Origin of the sequence: Shinella zoogloeoides (assembly GCF_022682305.1) — a bacterium.
Classification (GTDB): domain Bacteria; phylum Pseudomonadota; class Alphaproteobacteria; order Rhizobiales; family Rhizobiaceae; genus Shinella; species Shinella zoogloeoides_B.
In genome coordinates, this window is record NZ_CP093528.1 from 1,143,817 (window position 1) to 1,162,921 (window position 19,105).

Annotated in this window: 17 protein-coding genes; 7 read left to right on the forward strand and 10 right to left on the reverse strand. The window is 65.4% G+C overall.

Annotated elements, in window-relative coordinates; all coding sequences use genetic code 11:
• Nucleotides 1–12: 12 nt before the first annotated feature.
• Nucleotides 13–1,941 (forward strand): ABCB family ABC transporter ATP-binding protein/permease, encoded by a 1,929-nt coding sequence (locus MOE34_RS05905; protein WP_242221845.1) that lies wholly within the window; start codon nt 13–15, stop codon nt 1,939–1,941.
• On the opposite strand, the gene MOE34_RS05910 is transcribed toward MOE34_RS05905, so the two are convergent.
• Entirely contained in the window at nt 1,942–2,352 is a 411-nt protein-coding gene (locus tag MOE34_RS05910; protein WP_347342752.1) for a VOC family protein, read from the reverse strand.
• Between the two features lie 194 nt (nt 2,353–2,546).
• Here MOE34_RS05910 and MOE34_RS05915 point away from each other — a divergent pair, with 194 nt between their 5' ends.
• From MOE34_RS05915 to MOE34_RS05935, 5 genes are all read left to right on the forward strand, one after another.
• Nucleotides 2,547–3,245, forward strand: a complete 699-nt coding sequence (locus tag MOE34_RS05915; protein WP_242221847.1) for a phosphatidylserine decarboxylase — start codon at nt 2,547–2,549, stop codon at nt 3,243–3,245.
• A gap of 85 nt (nt 3,246–3,330) precedes the next feature.
• Nucleotides 3,331–4,182, forward strand: coding sequence for a CDP-diacylglycerol--serine O-phosphatidyltransferase (gene pssA / locus MOE34_RS05920; protein WP_242221849.1), 852 nt, complete (start codon nt 3,331–3,333; stop codon nt 4,180–4,182).
• A 134-nt stretch (nt 4,183–4,316) separates the two neighbouring features.
• Nucleotides 4,317–4,772, forward strand: a complete 456-nt coding sequence (locus tag MOE34_RS05925; RefSeq protein ID WP_242221851.1) for a MarR family winged helix-turn-helix transcriptional regulator — start codon at nt 4,317–4,319, stop codon at nt 4,770–4,772.
• A gap of 119 nt (nt 4,773–4,891) precedes the next feature.
• Entirely contained in the window at nt 4,892–6,439 is a 1,548-nt protein-coding gene (locus MOE34_RS05930) for an MFS transporter (protein WP_347342758.1), read from the forward strand.
• Nucleotides 6,440–6,444: 5 nt separating this feature from the next.
• Nucleotides 6,445–7,482, forward strand: coding sequence for an HlyD family secretion protein (locus MOE34_RS05935; protein ID WP_242221855.1), 1,038 nt, complete (start codon nt 6,445–6,447; stop codon nt 7,480–7,482).
• Nucleotides 7,483–7,666: 184 nt separating this feature from the next.
• Here the strand turns inward: MOE34_RS05935 and MOE34_RS05940 are convergent, their stop codons facing one another.
• The 5 genes from MOE34_RS05940 to alr form a co-directional block, all read right to left on the reverse strand.
• Nucleotides 7,667–8,407, reverse strand: a complete 741-nt coding sequence (locus MOE34_RS05940) for an SDR family NAD(P)-dependent oxidoreductase (protein ID WP_242221857.1) — start codon at nt 8,405–8,407, stop codon at nt 7,667–7,669.
• A gap of 11 nt (nt 8,408–8,418) precedes the next feature.
• Nucleotides 8,419–9,912, reverse strand: coding sequence for an amidophosphoribosyltransferase (gene purF / locus MOE34_RS05945; protein ID WP_242221859.1), 1,494 nt, complete (start codon nt 9,910–9,912; stop codon nt 8,419–8,421).
• A 200-nt stretch (nt 9,913–10,112) separates the two neighbouring features.
• Nucleotides 10,113–10,724, reverse strand: a complete 612-nt coding sequence (locus MOE34_RS05950; protein WP_242221861.1) for a CvpA family protein — start codon at nt 10,722–10,724, stop codon at nt 10,113–10,115.
• A 139-nt stretch (nt 10,725–10,863) separates the two neighbouring features.
• Nucleotides 10,864–12,267, reverse strand: a complete 1,404-nt coding sequence (gene radA / locus MOE34_RS05955) for a DNA repair protein RadA (protein ID WP_242221863.1) — start codon at nt 12,265–12,267, stop codon at nt 10,864–10,866.
• Between the two features lie 56 nt (nt 12,268–12,323).
• The gene (gene alr / locus MOE34_RS05960; protein WP_242221865.1) at nt 12,324–13,493 is read right to left on the reverse strand and encodes an alanine racemase; all 1,170 of its coding nucleotides are present in this window, start codon (nt 13,491–13,493) and stop codon (nt 12,324–12,326) included.
• Nucleotides 13,494–13,595: 102 nt separating this feature from the next.
• On the opposite strand from alr, the gene MOE34_RS05965 reads away from it, so the two are divergent.
• Nucleotides 13,596–14,198 carry a hypothetical protein gene (locus MOE34_RS05965; protein ID WP_242221867.1) on the forward strand — a complete coding sequence of 201 codons (603 nt, stop codon included), beginning with the start codon at nt 13,596–13,598 and terminating at the stop codon, nt 14,196–14,198.
• A 22-nt stretch (nt 14,199–14,220) separates the two neighbouring features.
• On the opposite strand, the gene MOE34_RS05970 is transcribed toward MOE34_RS05965, so the two are convergent.
• From MOE34_RS05970 to MOE34_RS05985, 4 genes are all read right to left on the reverse strand, one after another.
• Nucleotides 14,221–15,720 carry a replicative DNA helicase gene (locus MOE34_RS05970; protein ID WP_242221869.1) on the reverse strand — a complete coding sequence of 500 codons (1,500 nt, stop codon included), beginning with the start codon at nt 15,718–15,720 and terminating at the stop codon, nt 14,221–14,223.
• A 187-nt stretch (nt 15,721–15,907) separates the two neighbouring features.
• Nucleotides 15,908–17,194, reverse strand: a complete 1,287-nt coding sequence (locus MOE34_RS05975) for an SAM-dependent methyltransferase (protein WP_242221871.1) — start codon at nt 17,192–17,194, stop codon at nt 15,908–15,910.
• Nucleotides 17,195–17,381: 187 nt separating this feature from the next.
• Nucleotides 17,382–17,957, reverse strand: coding sequence for a 50S ribosomal protein L9 (gene rplI / locus MOE34_RS05980; RefSeq protein WP_242221873.1), 576 nt, complete (start codon nt 17,955–17,957; stop codon nt 17,382–17,384).
• Between the two features lie 22 nt (nt 17,958–17,979).
• A complete protein-coding gene (locus MOE34_RS05985) occupies nt 17,980–18,954 on the reverse strand; it encodes a YybS family protein (protein WP_242221875.1) in 975 nt (324 codons plus the stop codon).
• Nucleotides 18,955–19,105: the final 151 nt, after the last annotated feature.

Below are 19,105 nucleotides of genomic sequence, written 5' to 3' on the forward strand. Positions count from 1 at the left end.
CGGGAACCGGACATGAGACCGGGCGCAAGCCCGGTGGAGGCCAGCGTGGCAACGACGACGAAGAAAACGGTTTCGGCCGACCATAGCAATCTCCTCCAGACGCTGGTGAACCTGTGGCCCTATATGTGGCCTTCGGACCGGCCGGATCTGAAGATGCGGGTCGTCTGGGCGTCTGTCTTCCTGCTTGCCTCCAAGATCGTCCTGCTGCTCGTGCCCTATTTCTTCAAATGGGCGACGGATGCGCTGAACGACAAGCCGGATGCCGTCGGCCTGCTGCCGACCTTCCTGCTCGGCGCGGTCATGCTGGTGCTGGCCTATAACGGCGCGCGTATCCTGCAGGCCGGCCTCAATCAGCTTCGCGACGCGCTCTTCGCCAGCGTCGGGCAATATGCCGTGCGCCAGCTTGCCTATCGCACCTTCGTGCACCTGCATCGCCTGTCCCTGCGCTTCCATCTTGAACGGCGCACCGGCGGGCTGTCGCGCGTCATCGAGCGCGGCACCAAGGGCATTGAGACCATCGTGCGGTTCACGATCCTCAACAGCGTGCCGACCTTCATCGAATTCCTTCTGACCGCCGCCGTCTTCTGGCAGGGCTATGGGCTGCAATATCTGCTCGTCACCGCCGTCACCGTCTGGCTCTATATCTGGTTCACCGTGCGGGCGAGCGACTGGCGCATCTCCATCCGCCGCGCGATGAACGACAGCGATACGGAGGCCAATACCAAGGCCATCGACTCGCTCCTCAATTTCGAGACCGTCAAGTATTTCGGCAATGAGGAGATGGAGGCCCGCCGCTTCGACCAGTCGATGGAGCGCTACGAAAAATCCGCCACGCAGGTCTGGACCTCGCTCGGCTGGCTGAACTTCGGCCAGGCGCTGATCTTCGGCGTCGGCATGGCGATCATGATGGCCATGTCCGCCCTTGCCGTGCAGCGCGGTGAGCAGACGGTCGGTGATTTCGTCTTCATCAACGCCATGCTGATCCAGCTCGCCATCCCGCTCAATTTCATCGGTTTCGTCTATCGCGAAATCCGCCAGGGCCTCACCGATATCGAGCAGATGTTCGACCTGCTGGAAGTGGAGCAGGAAGTGCAGGACAAGCCGGGCGCGGTAGAGCTTGCCGCCGCCGACGGCGCGATCTCCTTCAAGGACGTGCATTTCGCCTATGACCCGGCCCGGCCGATCCTTAAGGGCATCTCCTTTGATGTACCGGCCGGCAAGACCGTCGCCGTCGTCGGCCCATCGGGCGCCGGCAAGTCGACGCTCTCGCGCCTCCTCTACCGTTTCTACGACGTGCAGGAGGGGGCGATCACCATCGATGGGCAGGATGTGCGCGACGTCACGCAGAAGAGCCTGCGCAAGGTCATCGGCATGGTGCCGCAGGATACCGTGCTCTTCAACGACACCATCGCCTACAACATCCGCTACGGCCGCCCCGGCGCTACGGACGAGGAAGTCACCGCCGCCGCCGAAGCGGCCCAGATCGGTCCCTTCATCCGGCACCTGCCGGGCGGCTTCAAGGCGATGGTCGGCGAACGCGGCCTGAAACTCTCCGGCGGTGAGAAGCAACGCGTCGCCATCGCCCGCACGATCCTGAAAAGCCCGCCGATCCTCATCCTCGACGAGGCGACCTCGGCGCTCGACACACGCACCGAGCAGGAAATCCAGGCGGCGCTCGACGTCGTGTCGAAGAACCGCACGACGCTGGTCATCGCCCACCGCCTCTCCACGGTCATCTCAGCGGATGAGATCATCGTGCTGAAAGACGGCGTTATCGCCGAGCGCGGCACGCATGGCGAACTGATGCAGCGCGACGACGGCCTCTATGCCTCCATGTGGAACCGCCAGCGCGAGGCGGTGCAGGCCGAGGAACGGCTGAAGCAGGTGCGCGAAAGCGACGACCTCGGGATCGTGACGCGCGGCGTTCCGGCGGCCGAGTGATCAGTCGCCGGGGGCGGCAAAGAGGATGAGGTTGCCGGCCGGATCGCGAACGATGACATTCCTCGCGCCCCACGGCTGCGTCGTCAATGCCAGGTGGAAGGGCACGTCCGCCGCCTGATAGTCAAGGAAAAGCCGCTCGATGGCCGCTGCGCTGTCGAGCGTGATCGATGCCGACAGCAATTCTTCACGCTCCCGCACGTCTCCCGCAAAGACCGGTCCTTCCACGAGCCGCAGGCAGAGCCGCGCCCGGTCCCGCTGCACGATGCCGTAGAACGGTGGGTCGCCGTAAGTGATGTCCAAGGCAAAGCCGAGCTTCCGCGTGTAGAAGGCGAGGGCAGCGGGAAAGTCGGTCACGTAGAGGACCGGTTCCGCGCCGCTGAGAAGGGGCTGTTCTTCCTGTGCGCCATACATTGCACCGGCCTCCTGCGTTCAGGCTGAATGTCAGCTTCCGACGCTAGGGCTGTCAATGCCGTGGGGCGAGGGGACGTTCGCCGTTTTCTCTCTTCCGCTGGCACGGCGCCCGGGCTCTATCCACCGCGCCGCATTGCCCCGGCGGGTTTTTCACGCTAGGTCGATGGCGTGAAATCATCAGGAGATGTCGGAAGATGAGTTTGGTCGATACGGTACGCAGCACCCTGGTGCCGATTCATCGGGAGGGCTGGAAGTTCGTGGCGATCTTCTTCGTCGTCTCGCTGCTGCTGGGTCTCCTCTGGGAGCCGCTGATGTGGATCGGCTTCGTCCTGACGGCCTGGTGCGCCTATTTCTTCCGCGATCCCGAGCGCCTGACGCCGCAGGATGACGATCTCGTCATCTCGCCGGCCGATGGTCGCGTCTCGGCCATCGCCATGGTGACGCCGCCGGCCGAGCTGGAGCTTGGCGACCAGCCGATGCTGCGCATCTCGGTCTTCATGAATGTCTTCAACTGCCATGTGAACCGCGCGCCGATGCGCGGCCGCATCGCCCGCGTCGCCTATCGCGCGGGAAAATTCCTCAATGCCGATCTCGACAAGGCGAGCCAGGAGAACGAGCGCAACGGCCTCGTCATCGAAAGCGCCCATGGCCCGATCGGCGTCGTGCAGATCGCCGGTCTCGTCGCCCGCCGCATCCTGTGCTGGTCGACGATGAACGACCATCTGGAAGCCGGCGAGCGCTTCGGCCTCATCCGCTTCGGCTCGCGCCTCGACGTCTTCCTGCCGGAAGGCGCCGTGCCGCGCGTCAGCCTCGGCCAGACGGCGATTGCCGGCGAGACGGTGCTGGCGGAATTCGGCGCGGCCAAGGGGCCGGTCGTCAGCCGCCGCGGCTGAGCGCTGCCTGCGATTGACCCTTCGCCACGGTGGCTCATCCAGGCTGGACGAGCCACCGCAGATGAAACGAACGAAGCGAAAAGCGATGGACACTCCGTTTCCACCCTATGAGCCGAATGGCCCGAACGACGAAGCCCGCGGTCCGCGCCTGCGGGAGATTCCGCTGCGCATCATCATCCCCAATGTCATCACGGTCCTGGCCATCTGCGCCGGCCTTACCGGCATCCGGCTCGCCTTCGAGAACCGCTACGAGCTTGCCGTCGGCATGGTGCTGCTCGCCGCCTTCCTCGACGGCATCGACGGGCGCATCGCGCGCCTCCTGAAGGCGACGTCGAAGTTCGGCGGCCAGATGGATTCGCTCGCCGATATCGTCAATTTCGGCGTTGCGCCGGCGCTCGTGCTCTATGTCTTCATCCTCGACCAGGCCCGCTCCTTCGGCTGGATCGCCGCGCTGATCTACACCATCGCCGCCGGCCTTCGCCTTGCGCGCTTCAATGTCATGGCCGAGCGCGAGACCAAGGCGCAGTGGCAGTCGGAATATTTCGTCGGCGTGCCGGCGCCGGCCGGCGCCATGCTGGTGCTGCTGCCGGTCTATCTCGGCTTCCTCGGCATCACGCCGGGGCCGCTCTTCGGCTTCCTCGCCTCCGGCTATACGGTGCTGATCGGCTTCCTGCTGGTGAGCCGCCTGCCGGTCTGGTCCGGCAAGTCCGAGGGCAGCCGTATCCGCCGCGACCTCGTCCTGCCCGCCATCCTGCTCGTCGTGCTCTATGTCGCCACGTTGATGAGCTTCACCTGGGAGACCATGGTGGTGACGGTCGTCGCCTATCTGGCGACCCTGCCGTTCGGCGCTCGTTCCTGGCAGCGCAAATATGGCGGCTGGACCGCGCCCGCGACGCCGGCCACCAGCGAGTTCCCCGAGGAACCCGACGGCCAGTAGGTCCGCGCAATCACATCCCTGTGAGCTTTCCCAAAGCCCTGCCCACAGCCCGTGGGCGGGGCTTGCTTTTTTGGCGTCGTTCGACTAACTAGCAAGCAAATAGATAGCAAGCTAATAATATTCGGACTACCAAGATGAACACGACCGACCCGCGCGAACGCCTTCTCGACGATCTCTCCCGCGTCCAGCGCAAGATGCGCGCCCTGTTCGACGCGCGCGTGAAGGAGAGGGGGCTGACGTTGCCCCGCGCCCGCGCCCTGCTGATCCTTGGCCGCGGCGCGCAGCTCAACCAGCGTGAGCTTGCTGAAGAACTCGATATCGAGACGCCGACGCTCGTGCGCCTGCTCGACGGCATGGAAAAGCAGGGCTTCATCGAGCGTCAGGCCGTGGAAGGCGACCGCCGCGCCAAGCAGATCGTCATGACAGACTACGGCGCGAAGGTCGCCAGGGAAGTGCTCGATCTCGCCCGCTCGCTGCGCGCCGACGTTCTGAAGAGCATCCCGACGGGCGACATGTCCACCACCGTCAAGGTCTTTGCCGTCATGGCGGAGAACATCGCCCAGAGCTGTCGGGAGAGCGTCGAGGCATGAGCGCCGTTCCCGCCAGCGACACGCGCGGGCAGGAGGATGCAGCGGAACCGGTGGCGCAGCAGCCGGCCGCCCCGCCGCCGGCTCCCCCCGTCATAACGCCGCGACGCGCCGCCGCCTGCATGGCGGCCTCGACCCTGCTCGCCATGACGCAGGGTTTCGGCATGAACCTTGTCGCCGCCAATATCCCGCAGCTCCAAGGCCCCTTCGGCGCGACCAGCGCGGAGGCCGTCTGGCTGATGGCGGCCTATATGGCGCCGAATGCCTCGCTGTCGCTCGCCCTCATCAAGATCCGCAACCAGTATGGCCTGCGCCACTTCGCCGAGCTCGGCATCGCCGTCTTCCTCGTCGTCTCGGTGCTGCACATCTTCATCACCGACCTGCATTCCGCCATCGTGCTGCGCTTCTTCGCCGGCATCGCCGCCGCGCCGCTCTCCTCGCTCGGTTTCCTCTACATGCTGGAGGCCTTCACCCCGGCGCGCAAGCTGACGGTCGGCATCTCGCTGGCCTTGACCAATATCGGCCTCGCCGCGCCATTGACGCGCCTCATCTCCCCCGCGCTCATCGAGCTTGGCGGGGTAAGGGCCTTGCTCCATCTCGAAGTGGCGCTCGCCATGCTCTCCTTCGCGGCGATCTATCTTCTGCCGCTGACGCCGATACCGCGCGCGAAGGTCATCGAGAAGCTCGACATCGTCAGCTATCTCTTCATCGCCATCGGCTTCGGATCTGGCGCCGTCATCCTCGTCACCGGCCGCACCTACTGGTGGATGGAGGCCCAGTGGATCGGCGAGCTGCTGGTCGTCATGATCGGCGCGCTGACGGTCGCGGCCGTGCTGGAACTCAACCGGGAAAAGCCGCTGATCGACCTGCGCTGGCTGTTCAGCCGCGAGGTCCTGCATTTTGCCGCCGTCCTCGTCCTCTTCCGGCTGATGCTGGCCGAGCAGACGGCCGTTGCCAGCAACTTCTTCCAGATCATGGGGTTGCAGAATGACCAGCTCACGCGTCTTTACGGTGTCGTGGCGCTCGCCACGCTTGCCGGTGGCCTGCTTTGCGCGGTCATCATGAAGCCGGGCCGCGAGCCGGGCATCCACATGATCGCTCTGCTCCTGATCGGTGTCGGCGCGTTCCTGGACAGCCATGCGACGAACCTGACGCGTCCCGAGCAGATGTATCTCAGCCAGGCGATGATCGCCGCCGGGGGCAGCCTGTTCCTGCCGCCCGCCATCGCTGCCGGCTTCACCATGGCGCTGAAGAAGGGACCGCAATATATCCTCAGCTTCATCGTCGTCTTCCTGGTGACGCAGAGCCTTGGCGGCCTTGCCGGCTCGGCGCTGTTCGGCTCCTTCATCACGCTGCGCGAAAAATTCCACTCGAATGTTCTGGCGCAGGCGATGACGCTCACCGATCCGCTGGTCGCCGCGCGCGTCTCGCAGCTTTCCGCCGCCTATGGCCGCACGATCACCGACGCCGCCGTACTGAAGGCCGAGGGCGTCGCGCTGCTCGGCCAGCAGGTGACGCGCGAGGCCAATGTGCTTGCCCATAATGACGCGTTCTTCGTCATCGCGCTGCTGGCGGTCGCCGCCGCCGCCGCGCTCGCCATCCACTGGATTTACATTCGTATCAAGGAGGCCGCCGCACCCGTCGAGGGGCAGGCGGCCGTCGAAGGTTGACCGACATGAAGCAATATATCCGCAACACCGCCACGACCCTCGCCGTCGTCCTCGGCATCGTCGGTATCGGCGCCGTGCTCTACGCCTGGCAGCTCCCGCCCTTTGCGAGCGATGTCCAGACCACGGACAACGCCTATGTGCGCGGCTACGTGACGCTGATCAGCCCGCAACTCGCCGGCTACATCACGGACGTTCCGGTGAAGGACTACGAGGCCGTCAAGGCCGGGCAGGTGCTCGCCCGCCTCGATGACCGCATCTATCGCCAGAAGGTCGAGCAGGCCAAGGCCACGCTCGCCAGCCAGACGGCGGCGCTCGCCAATTCCGAGCAGCAGGAAAACGCGGCGCGGGCGCGCATCGGCGCCAGTGAGGCGGCGCTTGCCAGTGCCAAGGCGGCCCGCCGCCGGGCCGAGGAGAACTGGAACCGCATCGAGGAGCTTTCCGGCAAGGGCATCGCCACCCAGAGCGACCGCGAACAGAGCCGCACCGCGCTCGACCAGGCGGAAGCGTCGGTCTCTCAGGCCGAGGCGAGCCTGGAAGTGTCGAAACAGGACCTGCAGACCATCATCGTCGGCCGCGATTCCCTTCGCGCGGCGGTGGCGGGTGCGCAGGCCTCGGTGGAGCTGGCGAAGATCGACCTTTCCAACACGGTCATCACCGCCCCGCGCGACGGTGTGGTGGGGGAGGTCGGCGTAAAGCTCGGCCAGTATGTCGCCGCCGGCACCCAGCTCATGGCCGTCGTGCCGCACGATACCTGGGTCATCGCCAATTTCAAGGAAACGCAGCTTGCCTATATCAAGCCCGGGCAGAAGGTCGAGGTCAGTGTCGATGCGTTGAAGCACGCAAGGCTGACCGGCCGTGTTGAACGCTTCTCGCCGGCCGCCGGCTCGGAATTCAGCGTCATCAGGCCGGACAACGCGACCGGTAATTTCACCAAGGTCGCCCAGCGCATTCCGGTGCGCATCGCCATCGACGAAGGGCAGGACCTTGCGAAGTATCTCGCACCGGGATTGTCGGTGGTGGTGACGACGGTGGTCGGGGAGTAGGCGGTAGCGCTGCCCCTCATCCGCCTGCCGGCACCTTCTCCCCGCAGGCGGGGAGACGGGAGGGATGCCACGCCTTCTGCAAGCGCGACGTTTTTTGACTGGGAAAGAGAGCGCCGCATATTCCTTCTCCCCGCTTGCGGGGAGAAGGTGGCGGCAGCCGGATGAGGGGCTGTCGGCCCCCGCCTCACTCCGGCAGGCGATAATCCAGCAGACGCCCTTGACGCATGTCGTAGAGCTTGCCCGTTTCCGCATAGTCGCGAGAAACCAACGGCAGGATCGCCTTCGCCACCTCGGAAGGATGCTGCACCGTCGAAGGATCCTCGCCGGGAATGGCCTGTGCGCGCATGGCGGTACGGGTCGCGCCCGGATCGAAGGAGGTGATGCGCAGCGCCGTGCGCTGCGTCTCGCCGGCCCAGGTGCGGGCAAGCGCCTCGACGGCCGCCTTGGAGGCGGAGTAGGGGCCCCAGAAGGGCTTGCACTTGTGCGCGGCGCTGGAGGAGAGGATGACGGCGCGGCCGGCGTCGGAACGCGCCAGCAGCGGCTCGACCGAGCGGATGAGACGCCAGGTCGCCGTGACGTTGATCGTCATGACCTTGTCGAACACCTTCGCCTCAACATGGCCGATGGGCGAGATCGTGCCCAGCACGCCGGCATTGGCGACGAGGATGTCGAGCTTGCCCCAGCGCTCGAAGATCGAGCCGCCGAGCTTGTCGATGGCCGCCATGTCGGCAAGGTCGAAGGGCACCAGCGTGGCGCTGCCGCCGATTTCCTTGATCGCATCGTCCAGCTCTTCCAGCCCCCCGACGGTGCGCGCGCAGGCGATGACATGCGCACCGGCCTTCGCCAGTTCCAGGGCGGTGAAATAGCCGATGCCGCGCGACGCGCCGGTGACCAGCGCGATGCGGTCTTTCAGGTCGATGCTCATGATGTCTTCAATTATCCGTTGCTTGCCAGAACCGAGACCTTCCGTCCCATCGTCTCGCCTTCCTTGTCAAGGAGGCGCGTCGGATAGTCGCCGGTGAAGTAGTGGTCGGTGAACTGCGGGCGGGCCGGGTTGCGGTCCTCGCCGCCGACGGCGCGGTACAGGCCGTCGATGGAGAGGAACTCCAGCGAATCCGCGCCGATATATTTCGCCATCGCCTTGACGTCGTTGTACTGGTTGGCGAGTAGCTTGTCGCGGTCCGGCGTGTCGATGCCGTAGAAGTCCGGGTAGAAGATCATGGGGCTGGCGACGCGCAGATGCACTTCCCTGGCGCCGGCTTCGCGGATCATCTGCACGATCTTCAGCGACGTTGTGCCGCGCACGATGGAATCGTCCACGAGGATCACGCGCTTGCCGGCGATCATCGCGCGGTTTGCCGAATGCTTCAGTTTCACGCCGAAGGCGCGGATCTGCTGCGTCGGCTCGATGAAGGTGCGGCCGACATAGTGGTTGCGGATGATGCCGTATTCGAAGGGGATGCCGCTTTGCTGGGCATAGCCGAGCGCCGCGGGTGTGCCGCCGTCCGGCACGGGCACGACCACGTCGCCTTCGACCGGATGTTCCTTGGCAAGGTTCATGCCCATGTTCTTGCGCGCCACATAGACGCTGCGGCCGCCGACGACCGAATCGGGACGGGCGAAATAGACATATTCGAAAAGGCAGAGGCGTTCGGGCTGCGGATTGCCGGACTTGCGCGCCTCGACGGTGATGGAGCCGTCCGGCTGGAGTTCGCAGATGACGATCTCGCCGTTCTCGACGTCGCGGACATACTTGGCGCCGATGATGTCGAGCGCGCAGGTTTCGGATGCGAAGATCGGCTTGCCGTCCAGCTCGCCCATGACCAGCGGGCGGATGCCGGTGGGGTCGCGCGCGGCGATCAGCTTGGTGCGGGTGATGCCGAGCATCGAATAGCCGCCCTCCATCTGGCGGATGGCGTCGATGAAGCGGTCGGTGGAGTTGGTGTAGCGCGAGCGGGCAATAAGGTGCAGCACGACTTCCGTGTCGGAGGTCGACTGACAGATCGCGCCACCGGCGATGAGCTGGCGGCGCAGCGTCAGGCCGTTGGTGAAGTTGCCGTTATGGGCGACGGCGATGCCGCCGACTTCCAGTTCGGCGAAGAGCGGCTGCACGTTGCGCAGCGCCACCTCCCCGGTGGTGGAGTAACGCGTGTGGCCGATCGCCATGTTGCCGGGAAGCTTCGCCAGCGTCACCGGGTTCGTATAGTGGTCGCCGACGAGGCCCATGTGCTTTTCGGTGTTGAACTGCTTGCCGTCGAAGGAGACGATGCCCGCCGCCTCCTGGCCGCGATGCTGGAGCGCATGCAGGCCGAGCGCCGTCAGCGTGGCGGCTTCCGGATGGCCGAGAATGCCGAAGACGCCGCATTCCTCGTGAAGCGTATCGCCGTCGAGATCGTCGTCGTGGCGGCCGGGGAACTCAAAATCGCTCATTGCTGCAAGCCTTTGCTCGGGACCGTAAGAGGTTGCACGGGTTACTCGGGTCGTCGCTGCGCCCGGCAGGGCCCATATGGGGTTTGCCGAAAGCATTTGCCACCGAGGCCCGGAAGCGTCAGTGGCTGATATCGTATCCTACCAAAAAATCGGGGAGCCTGCCTTGGTCATTTCGGGCTGCGGCGGCTCCCCTGATCGATTTATCCGTTGGTGGCGGGCGTTTCTTCGGCCGGAGCCTGGTTCGTGCCGCCGCTCGCGCCGTCCGGGTCCTCCGTCGCACCGCCTTCTCCCGCGCCGGCCTTGCCGCGCAGGCGGTCGAGGATCGTCGCGTCGGCGTCTTCCGGCAGCAGCGCCACGAGGCGCGAGCCGAGATTGTCGAGAAGCGGCTTGGACTTGGCCGTGGTGACCCAGGTCGGCTGCTGTTGCGGGGCGACCAGCCAGTTGAAGAACAGCATGGCGACGACGACGAGCAGGATGCCGCGGGCCGCGCCGAACAGGAAGCCGAGTGTGCGGTCAAGCGCGCCGACGCGGCTGTCGATGATGAAATCGGCGATGCGCATGGTGATGAAGGAAATCACGATGAGCGCGACGAGGAAGACGGCGGCGGCGGAGCCGACCATCGCGACCGTGTCGCTCGTCGTGTAGTCCTTCGCATAGGGCAGCAGCACCGGATAGAGGAAGTAGGCGGCTGCGGCAGCACCCACCCAGCTTGCGACGGAAAGCACTTCGCGCGAGAAACCGCGCACCATCGCCAGCACCGCCGAAAACAGCGCGACACCGATGACGATACCGTCGAGAATTGTGATGGGCATGTTCGTCCTACTCCAAACCCGAAATGTCGCCGGCCCCATATCCCGTGCGGGGCCAACTTAGCGGAAGGCGTCGCCGCCGTCCCGGTTCGGCACAGATGAAGTCCCGTTTCCCACAGGGCTTTGTCCGTGCCGGAGGGCGTCAGACGTCCTCGTCTTCCCGCTTCAGGGCGCTTTTCGATCCGGCAATGCGCGCCACCAGATCCGGCAGGCTGTCGATCTCGCTCCATCGGCCGCCTGCGCCCTTGGGCAGATCGGCGGAACCGGCGGGCAACACGGCCTGCGAAAAACCCAGCTTTTCGGCCTCCTTGAGGCGCTGGGCGGTGTGCGCAACCGGGCGAATGGCGCCCGACAGGCTGACTTCGCCGAAATAGACGCAATCGGCGGGAAGGGCAAGTCCGGCAAGCGAGGAAACGAGCGCGGACGCGACGGCAAGGTCCGCCGCCGGTTCCGAGATGCGATAGCCGCCGGCAACGTTGAGGTAAACGTCGTGCTGGCCAAGCCGCACGCCGCAATGGGCCTCCAGCACCGCGAGAATCATCGAAAGCCGCGCCGAATCCCAGCCAACGACCGCGCGGCGCGGCGTGCCGAGCGAGGTGGGAGCGACCAGCGCCTGTACTTCCACGAGCACCGGCCGGGTGCCTTCCATGCCGGCGAAGACGGCCGCGCCCGGCGATTTCGCATTGCGTTCGCCAAGGAAGAGTTCGGAGGGATTGGAGACCTCGCGCAGGCCCTTGTCGGACATTTCGAAGACGCCGATCTCGTCGGTCGGGCCGAAGCGGTTCTTCACCGTGCGCAGGATGCGGTAGTGGTGACCGCGGTCGCCCTCGAAATAGAGCACGGCGTCGACCATGTGCTCGACGACGCGCGGGCCGGCGATCTGGCCTTCCTTGGTGACGTGGCCGACCAGCACCATGGCCGCGCCCGTCTGCTTGGCGAAGCGGATCATCGCCTGCACGCCGGTGCGCACCTGCGTCACCGTGCCGGGCGCCGCCTCCGCCGTGTCGCTCCACAGCGTCTGGATCGAATCGATGATCACGAGGTCCGGCCGCTTGCCCTCGCCGACGGTGGCGAGGATATCCTCCACGTTCGTCTCGGCGGCGAGCAGCACGTCGGTCTCGGCGGCTTGCAGGCGCTGGGCGCGCAGGCGCACCTGCGCCACCGCCTCCTCGCCCGAAACGTAGATGATGCGATGCCCCCTTCGGGAGAGGGCGGCGGCGGCCTGCATGAGGAGCGTCGACTTGCCGATGCCGGGATCGCCGCCGATCAGCACCGCCGAGCCGCGCACGAAGCCGCCGCCGGTCGCCCGGTCGAGTTCACCGATGCCGGTATGGATGCGCGGGGCTTCCTCGATTTCACCCGACAGTGCCGTCAGCGCTACCGGCCGGCCCTTCTTCGGCACCTTGCCGGGGCCGGAGCCGATGCCGCCCATCGGGTCTTCCTCGACGACGGTGTTCCACTCGCCGCAGCCCTCGCATTTCCCGACCCAGCGGGAATGAGCAGTGCCGCAGTTCTGGCAGACGAATTGGGTGCGGGCTTTCGCCATGAAGATCGCTTTCCTGAATCACTGGAAAGCCCATTAGCACAAAACAGGAACATGTCCTATTTTTTCGCGGCCTCGTAGCGCCGTTCGTAGCGGTGGCCGAGGCCGGTCAGAAGTTCGTAGTCGATGGTGCCGCCAGCGCGGGCGACGTCCTCGATGGGCATGTTGCGGCCGAACAGCTCGATGAAGTCGCCGGCGCGCACGCTGCCGGGCGGCAGGTCGGTCACGTCGAAATGGGAAAGGTCCATCGTCACGCGGCCGGTCAGCGGCACGGCACGGCCATGCAGCACGCCACTTGCCCCGGCAATGCCCGCGGCGCGCAGCGGCACGCCGGAGCCGGAGAGGCTGCGCATGTAGCCGTCCGCATAGCCGATGGCCGCGACGGCGATGCGCGTGTCGCGGGCAAGCACCGTCGATGCGCCGTAGCTGACGCTCTCCCCGGCCTTGGCCTCGCGCACCTGCAGGATGCGCGCCTCGGCGGTGACGACCGACTTCATCGGGTTCGGGACGCCGTTGACCGCCGCCCCGCCATAGAGCGCGATACCGGGGCGGGTGAGGGTGAAATGATAGTCCTCGCCGAGGAAGACGCCGGCCGAGTTGGCAAGCGTCGCGTCGATATCGTCGAAGGCTTTCACGACACTGCGGAAGCGCTGGAGCTGCTGGCGGTTGAGCGGATGGGCCGGATCGTCGGCGCAGGCGAGGTGGCTCAGCAGCATGATCGGCGCGAAGCTCGCCGGCCGTGCGGCATCCTCGGCGAGCGCCAGCGCATCCTCGACGCTGAGGCCGAGGCGGTTCATGCCGGTATCGACATGCAGCACGCAGGGCAGGTCCCCGCCCTCGGCGATCGCCGCCATGAAGACGACGAGCTGTTCCTCCGAGACGATGACCGGCACGAGGTCGAAGTCGAAGAACAGCCGCTCGGAGCCGGCCCACATGCCGGACAGCACATAGATGCGCACATCCGGCAGGAGGCCGCGAAGCGCCGCGCCTTCGGCGGGCGTCGCGACGAAGAAATCCCGCGCGCCGGCATGATGGAAGGTTTTTGCCGCCGGCTCCAGTCCGATGCCGTAGGCGTCGGCCTTCAGCACCGCGGCCGTGCGCGCCGCGCCCGAGCGGCGGGCCATGGTCCGCCAGTTGTCGGCGAGCGCGGAAAGATCGATCGTCAGGCGGGCGTGATCCTCGCCGGCGACGGGCAGGGTGGGGCGTGCGTGCGGATGATGATGGCTCATGGCTATGAATACAGCCTGTGGACCGTGGCGGCAATATACCCGGCCGGCGCATTGCGGTGGCGATGCCCGCTCTCTAAGGTGCGCCGCAGAACGGGGAATTGCATGTGGCGTGAAACGCGGGCGACCTTCGGGGCGGTGATGCTGGCACTGGCGTGTCAGGCGGCGGCGCTCGCGCAGGAGGCGCCGACGGATGCCGACATGCGGCGCGCCCATGCCGTGCTGCTCGGCCTTGCGCAGGAGGGCGCCGAGCCGGAGCGCGACGGCAGCGCCGACATCTTCTACTCCATCGTCGAGACGCCCGAGGCACCGCGGCTGGTGACACGGCTGGAGGTCTCCGCCGCCCCCTGTCGCGCCCGCACGACCTCCGCCCTGCAGTTTCCGGGAAAATGGGCGACGCTGACCTTCGCTCTCGTCGATCTCAGCCGTGTTACGGCCGTCACGGCCTATGCCTCGGTCGAGGACATGATCGCCGAGGTCAATCCGGTGCCCTTCTCCGCCCCGCAGGCCGAGCAGATCGTGCTGACGGGCGCTGGGCTCTACTGTTCGAGCCGCATGTCGCTCTCGGGCGAGAACACGGCGGCGGACGGGACCTGCTCCGATCGCCTGGACCTGCCGATGACGGACGAGGAGCAGAAGGTGCGCGGCAGGGATGCGCTCGCCATCGTCGCGGGGGTCTGCAAGGCTCCGGCGTTTCGCAGGAAGTAGGAGCCGGTTCCCGGCTCGCGCCTCAATGCTCGTACTGGGTGAAGGACGGATCGGCGAGGTCGGTGAAGCGGGTATATTCCGACTGGAAGGCGAGCTTCACCGTGCCGGTGGGTCCGTGACGCTGCTTGGCGATGATGACGTCCGCGGTGCCTTTCACCGATTCGAACTTCATCTTCCACTCTTCGTATTTCGGGTCGAACTCGTCGCGCGGCTCGAGGTTCTTCACGTAGTATTCCTCGCGGAACACGAAGAGCACCACGTCGGCGTCCTGCTCGATGGAGCCGGATTCGCGAAGGTCCGAGAGCTGCGGGCGCTTGTCCTCTCGGCTTTCCACCTGACGGGAGAGCTGGGAGAGCGCGATGATCGGAACGTTCAGCTCCTTGCCGAGCGCCTTCAGGCCGGTGGTGATCTGGGTGATTTCCTGCACGCGGTTGTCGCTCGACTTGCCCGAGCCGGTCATGAGCTGGATATAGTCCACCACGAGGCAGTCGAGGCCGCGCTGGCGCTTGAGGCGGCGGGCACGGGCGGAAAGCTGGGCAATCGAGATACCACCGGTCTGGTCGATATAGAGCGGCACCTTCTGCATCATCTGCGAGCAGGCGACGAGCTTTTCGAAGTCGGCCTCGGAAATGTCGCCGCGGCGGATCTTCGAGGATGAGACTTCCGTCTGCTCGGAGATGATACGCGTGGCGAGCTGCTCGGAGGACATTTCGAGCGAGTAGAAGCCAACGACGCCGCCATTGCGGGCCTTGAACGAGCCGTCCGCCTGGATCTCCGGCTCATAGGAGGCGGCGATGTTGTAGGCGATGTTGGTGGCGAGCGAGGTCTTGCCCATGCCGGGACGGCCGGCGAGCACGATCAAGTCCGAGCGCTGCAGGCCGCCCATGCGGCCGTCGAGCGAATGGATGCCCGTGGAGATGCCCGAGAGGGAGCCGTCGCGCTCGAAGGCCTGGCCGGCCATGTCGATCGCCTGCGCCACCGCATCGTTGAACGACTGGAAGCCGCCGTCGTAGCGGCCGGTCTCGGCCAGTTCGAAGAGGCGGCGTTCGGCGTCCTCGATCTGCGTCTGCGGCGGCATGTCGAGCGGCGCGTCATAGGCGATGTTCACCATGTCCTCGCCGATATTGATCAGCGAGCGGCGCAGCGCCAGGTCATAGATCGCGCGGCCATAGTCTTCCGCGTTGATGATTGTCACGGCGCCGCCGACAAGCGCGGCGAGATACTGCGACACCGTCTGCTCACCGACCTTCACATCCGCCGGCAGGTGCGTCTTCATCGTGATCGTCGTTGCGATCTTGCCCATGCGGATCATGTCGCCGGCGATCTCGTAGATCTTGCGGTGCAGCGGCTCATGGAAATGGATCGGCTTCAGGAAGTCCGAGACGCGGTAATAGGCGTCGTTGTTGAGGATGATGGCGCCGAGCAGCGCCTGTTCGGCCTCGATGTTGTTCGGTGCCTCGCGGTGGTGCAGCTCCGCATTCTCGCGACCGGCCTGGCTGAGCTTGCGCACGGCATCGTTCATCGTCCCGAATCTCCCGTCCTGTTTCCTGAAGCCCGGTGGGTTTGGTTGCTTTGCCGCCGAGGGTCAAGCGGTTCCGACTCGTCCCATGCTTTAGGCCCGGTCTTAGACTTTTCCACAGGCGGCCGGGACACGGCAAGCCAGGATTGCGCCGGGCCTCTCCGGTTTCGGTTGACTCCCGCTCCGAATCTCAGCGCGAGGCTTCCCGCGGATATTGCCGCGCGCCGCGTGGCTCCGCCTTCGGGCTGCCTTCGTGCGAAAGCAGGCAGTCCTCGCCGCGGCCGATATAATCGCGCGTCAGCGGCATCGCCTGCTGATCGTGCGAAAGCTGGATCTGGAAGACGACGAGGTTCTGCCAGCGGAAGGCGCTTTCGGAGGCGGCAAGATAGAACTCCCAGATGCGGCAGAACTTCTCGTCGTAGAGTGCTCGGGCTTCTTCGCGCCGCGCCATGAAGCGTTCGCGCCAGTGGCGCAGCGTCTCGGCATAGTGGAGGCGCAGGATCTCCACATCCGTCACCGCAAGCCCGCTCTTCTCCACCGCCTGCATCACCTCCGAAAGGGCGGGGATATAGCCGCCGGGGAAGATGTATTTCTCGATGAACGGGTTGTTGGCGGAGGGCCTGTCCGTGCGGCCGATCGTGTGCAGCAGCATCACGCCGTCCTGCTTCAGAAGCGAAGCGCTCTTGCGGAAGAAGGTAAGGTAGTTCGGCCGGCCGACATGCTCGAACATGCCGACGGAGACGATGCGGTCGAACGGGCCTTGCGTGTTGCGGTAGTCCTGAAGGAGGAATGTCACCGCCTCCGATAACCCCGCCTCGCTCGCCCGCTTCACGGAGAGCGCGTGCTGCTCGTCGGAAAGGGTGACGCCCGTCACCTTCGCGCCGAGCTGGCGGGCAAGGTAGAGCGCCATGCCGCCCCAGCCGCTGCCGATATCGAGTACGCTCTGGCCGGGCCGGTTGATGTTGAGCTTGGCGGCGATGTGGCGCTTCTTGGCAAGCTGCGCGTCGTCCAGCGATTGGTCCGGCCGCTGGAAATAGGCGCAGGAATATTGCCGGTCCCGGTCGAGGAAGAGATCGTAGAGTTCGCCCGTCAGGTCGTAGTGGTGCTGCACGTTCCGGCGCGCGCGCACCACGCTGTTCTTTTCCCGCACCCATCGGAACAGATAGCGCAGCCGGTCGAGAAGGCGGTTCCAACCGGTGTCGTAGTATTTGAAATCGGGATTGCCGGTGAATACGGCCTTCAGGAAGCCATACATGTCGCCTTCGATGAGATCGATATCCCCGGTACCGTAATAGTGGCCGAGATAATAGGCGGGATCGAGCGCAAGGCCCCGCAGGGCCTTTTTCGTGTTGATGCGTAGATGGACGGGACTTCCTGTGCCATCGCCGAAGGCCTGGCAGCTTCCGTCCGGATAGGTGATTTTCAGATTTCCGGTCTCGACGAGGCGGGAAACGAGAGCCTGAACAATGAATTTCATTCGCTAAACTCCGTCGCGCTTAAAAATCTGGCGGAACGGGTCTGGGTCGGAAACCGGCCTGGGAAGCGGCCCGACCGCCAATCCAGTCTAACTAAGTATAAATATTGACGCGAAATCCGGGATTTCAACCCGTGCTTTTTGGCCCCCCGAAAGCAAACGGGCCGGCAGAGCCGGCCCGTCGCAGATATCAGGCTTCTTCGCCGTCGAGGTCGGCTTCCGGGTCGAAGAAATCGCCCGGCTTCAGTGCGTCTTCGTCAACGCCGTAGATGGCGTCGGCCGAGGTCAGGCTCTCGCCCTTTGCCTGGCGCTCGGCTTCGTCGGCCGAACGGGCAACGTTGACTTCGATCGAGATCTCGACTTCGGCGTGCAGGTGCAGGACGACCTTGTGCAGGCCGATCGCCTTGATCGGGGTGTTCAGCTCGACCTGGTTGCGGCCGACGTTGAAGCCTTCTGCCGAGAGCGCCTCGAGGATGTCGCGGGCAGCGACCGAGCCGTAGAGCTGGCCGGTTTCGCCGGCGGAGCGGACGATGACGAAGGTCTTGCCGTCGAGCTTTTCGGCAACGCCCTGGGCTTCCGACTTGCGCTCGAGGTTACGGGCTTCGAGCGTCGCACGCTCGGATTCGAAGCGCTTCTTGTTGGCTTCGTTGGCGCGCAGCGCCTTGCCGAGCGGCAGCAGGTAGTTACGGGCAAAGCCGTCGCGAACCTTTACGGTTTCGCCCATCTGGCCGAGCTTTGCGATGCGTTCGAGAAGAATGACGTCCATTTTCGAGTTCCTTTCTTTCAGTTCAGATATTCTGGTGTTTCTTTTCCGCCGGCGTGGTGGGCGTCAGCGCTATGGTGCGCCGCGTGTCCATCAGGCCGAGGAGAAGGATGGCGAAGATCGGTATCGTGAAGAGCAATACCGAAACATAGGCGAACCACAGGGCAACGACCCGCCACGGCTTGCCGCGCGTCCTGAAATGCAGGCTCGCGAAGCCGGCGAGCACGAAGCCGGCCCCGAAGGTGCCGCAGGCGAGCGCGCCGATGATCGCCGGCACGCCGCCCGTGAAGGCGAGGACGAGACCGGCGAGGAAGGGGAAGATGGCATTGCGGTGCATGCGCAGCGTGGATGGCATGTCCTCGCGCGGGCGCAGGCCCTTGCCCGAGGCGCGCACGATGAATGTCGCGACGTAATAGGCCGCGAACAGCAGGAACACCCACAGCGCGCCCTGCACCAGCGGCAGCGCCAGCGAGAAGATGGACTTCAACTGCGCGATGGCGGCGGCATCGGGATTGTAAAGCGGCTCCTGCGCCTTCAGCGTCTCGATGACGATGTCGACGAGCTTGCTGGCCATGTCGCTGTTGTAGCCGACGATCGCGCCGACGGCGATCATGCCGAGCGTCACCATGACGGCAAGGTGCGCGAGGATATTGGACAGCGGATACCAGGCGAGCGCATTGTCCGGCCCGCCGAGTTCGGAGGCGGGGCGCGCAAGGTTGGCAAGGTTGCTCAGCCAGCCGGCGGGGATCAGCGTGATGAGGACGATCAGCGCGGCGAAATGCGAGGAGACGAGCGCCGACGCGGTCAGGCCGCCGGCGACGACGGCGATGAAGGCGCTGGCATTGCCCCAGCCGAGGCCGGCGATCAGGATGGGAAGGGCGGACGCGGCGTAAAGCACGATCGCAAGCGACGACTGCGTGTTCGCGCTCAGCGAAAGCAGAGCGGCGGTCACACCGGCAACGAGGCCGGTCGCAATCGAGGATGGCGTCAGGGTCTTCACGTTTCGCTGTCCTGTCCGGTCAGACAGTTAGAGGAGTTTCCTGACAAAGCGATTCAGGAACGTTTCCCCAACATGGGTTTTGGCTTCGGGAAGCCGGCGGTTCCGATCCGCGCCCAACGCGGAAGGGAGATGGGGAAGGCGGCAAGCCGTC

Coding starts and splice junctions, on each gene's coding strand:
- MOE34_RS05905 (WP_242221845.1), top strand. CDS start 13: ATGAGACCGGGCGCAAGCCCGGTGGAGGCCAGCGTGGCAACGACGACG.
- MOE34_RS05910 (WP_347342752.1), bottom strand. CDS start 2,352: ATGTATGGCGCACAGGAAGAACAGCCCCTTCTCAGCGGCGCGGAACCG.
- MOE34_RS05915 (WP_242221847.1), top strand. CDS start 2,547: ATGAGTTTGGTCGATACGGTACGCAGCACCCTGGTGCCGATTCATCGG.
- pssA (WP_242221849.1), top strand. CDS start 3,331: ATGGACACTCCGTTTCCACCCTATGAGCCGAATGGCCCGAACGACGAA.
- MOE34_RS05925 (WP_242221851.1), top strand. CDS start 4,317: ATGAACACGACCGACCCGCGCGAACGCCTTCTCGACGATCTCTCCCGC.
- MOE34_RS05930 (WP_347342758.1), top strand. CDS start 4,892: ATGGCGGCCTCGACCCTGCTCGCCATGACGCAGGGTTTCGGCATGAAC.
- MOE34_RS05935 (WP_242221855.1), top strand. CDS start 6,445: ATGAAGCAATATATCCGCAACACCGCCACGACCCTCGCCGTCGTCCTC.
- MOE34_RS05940 (WP_242221857.1), bottom strand. CDS start 8,407: ATGAGCATCGACCTGAAAGACCGCATCGCGCTGGTCACCGGCGCGTCG.
- purF (WP_242221859.1), bottom strand. CDS start 9,912: ATGAGCGATTTTGAGTTCCCCGGCCGCCACGACGACGATCTCGACGGC.
- MOE34_RS05950 (WP_242221861.1), bottom strand. CDS start 10,724: ATGCCCATCACAATTCTCGACGGTATCGTCATCGGTGTCGCGCTGTTT.
- radA (WP_242221863.1), bottom strand. CDS start 12,267: ATGGCGAAAGCCCGCACCCAATTCGTCTGCCAGAACTGCGGCACTGCT.
- alr (WP_242221865.1), bottom strand. CDS start 13,493: ATGAGCCATCATCATCCGCACGCACGCCCCACCCTGCCCGTCGCCGGC.
- MOE34_RS05965 (WP_242221867.1), top strand. CDS start 13,596: ATGTGGCGTGAAACGCGGGCGACCTTCGGGGCGGTGATGCTGGCACTG.
- MOE34_RS05970 (WP_242221869.1), bottom strand. CDS start 15,720: ATGAACGATGCCGTGCGCAAGCTCAGCCAGGCCGGTCGCGAGAATGCG.
- MOE34_RS05975 (WP_242221871.1), bottom strand. CDS start 17,194: ATGAAATTCATTGTTCAGGCTCTCGTTTCCCGCCTCGTCGAGACCGGA.
- rplI (WP_242221873.1), bottom strand. CDS start 17,957: ATGGACGTCATTCTTCTCGAACGCATCGCAAAGCTCGGCCAGATGGGC.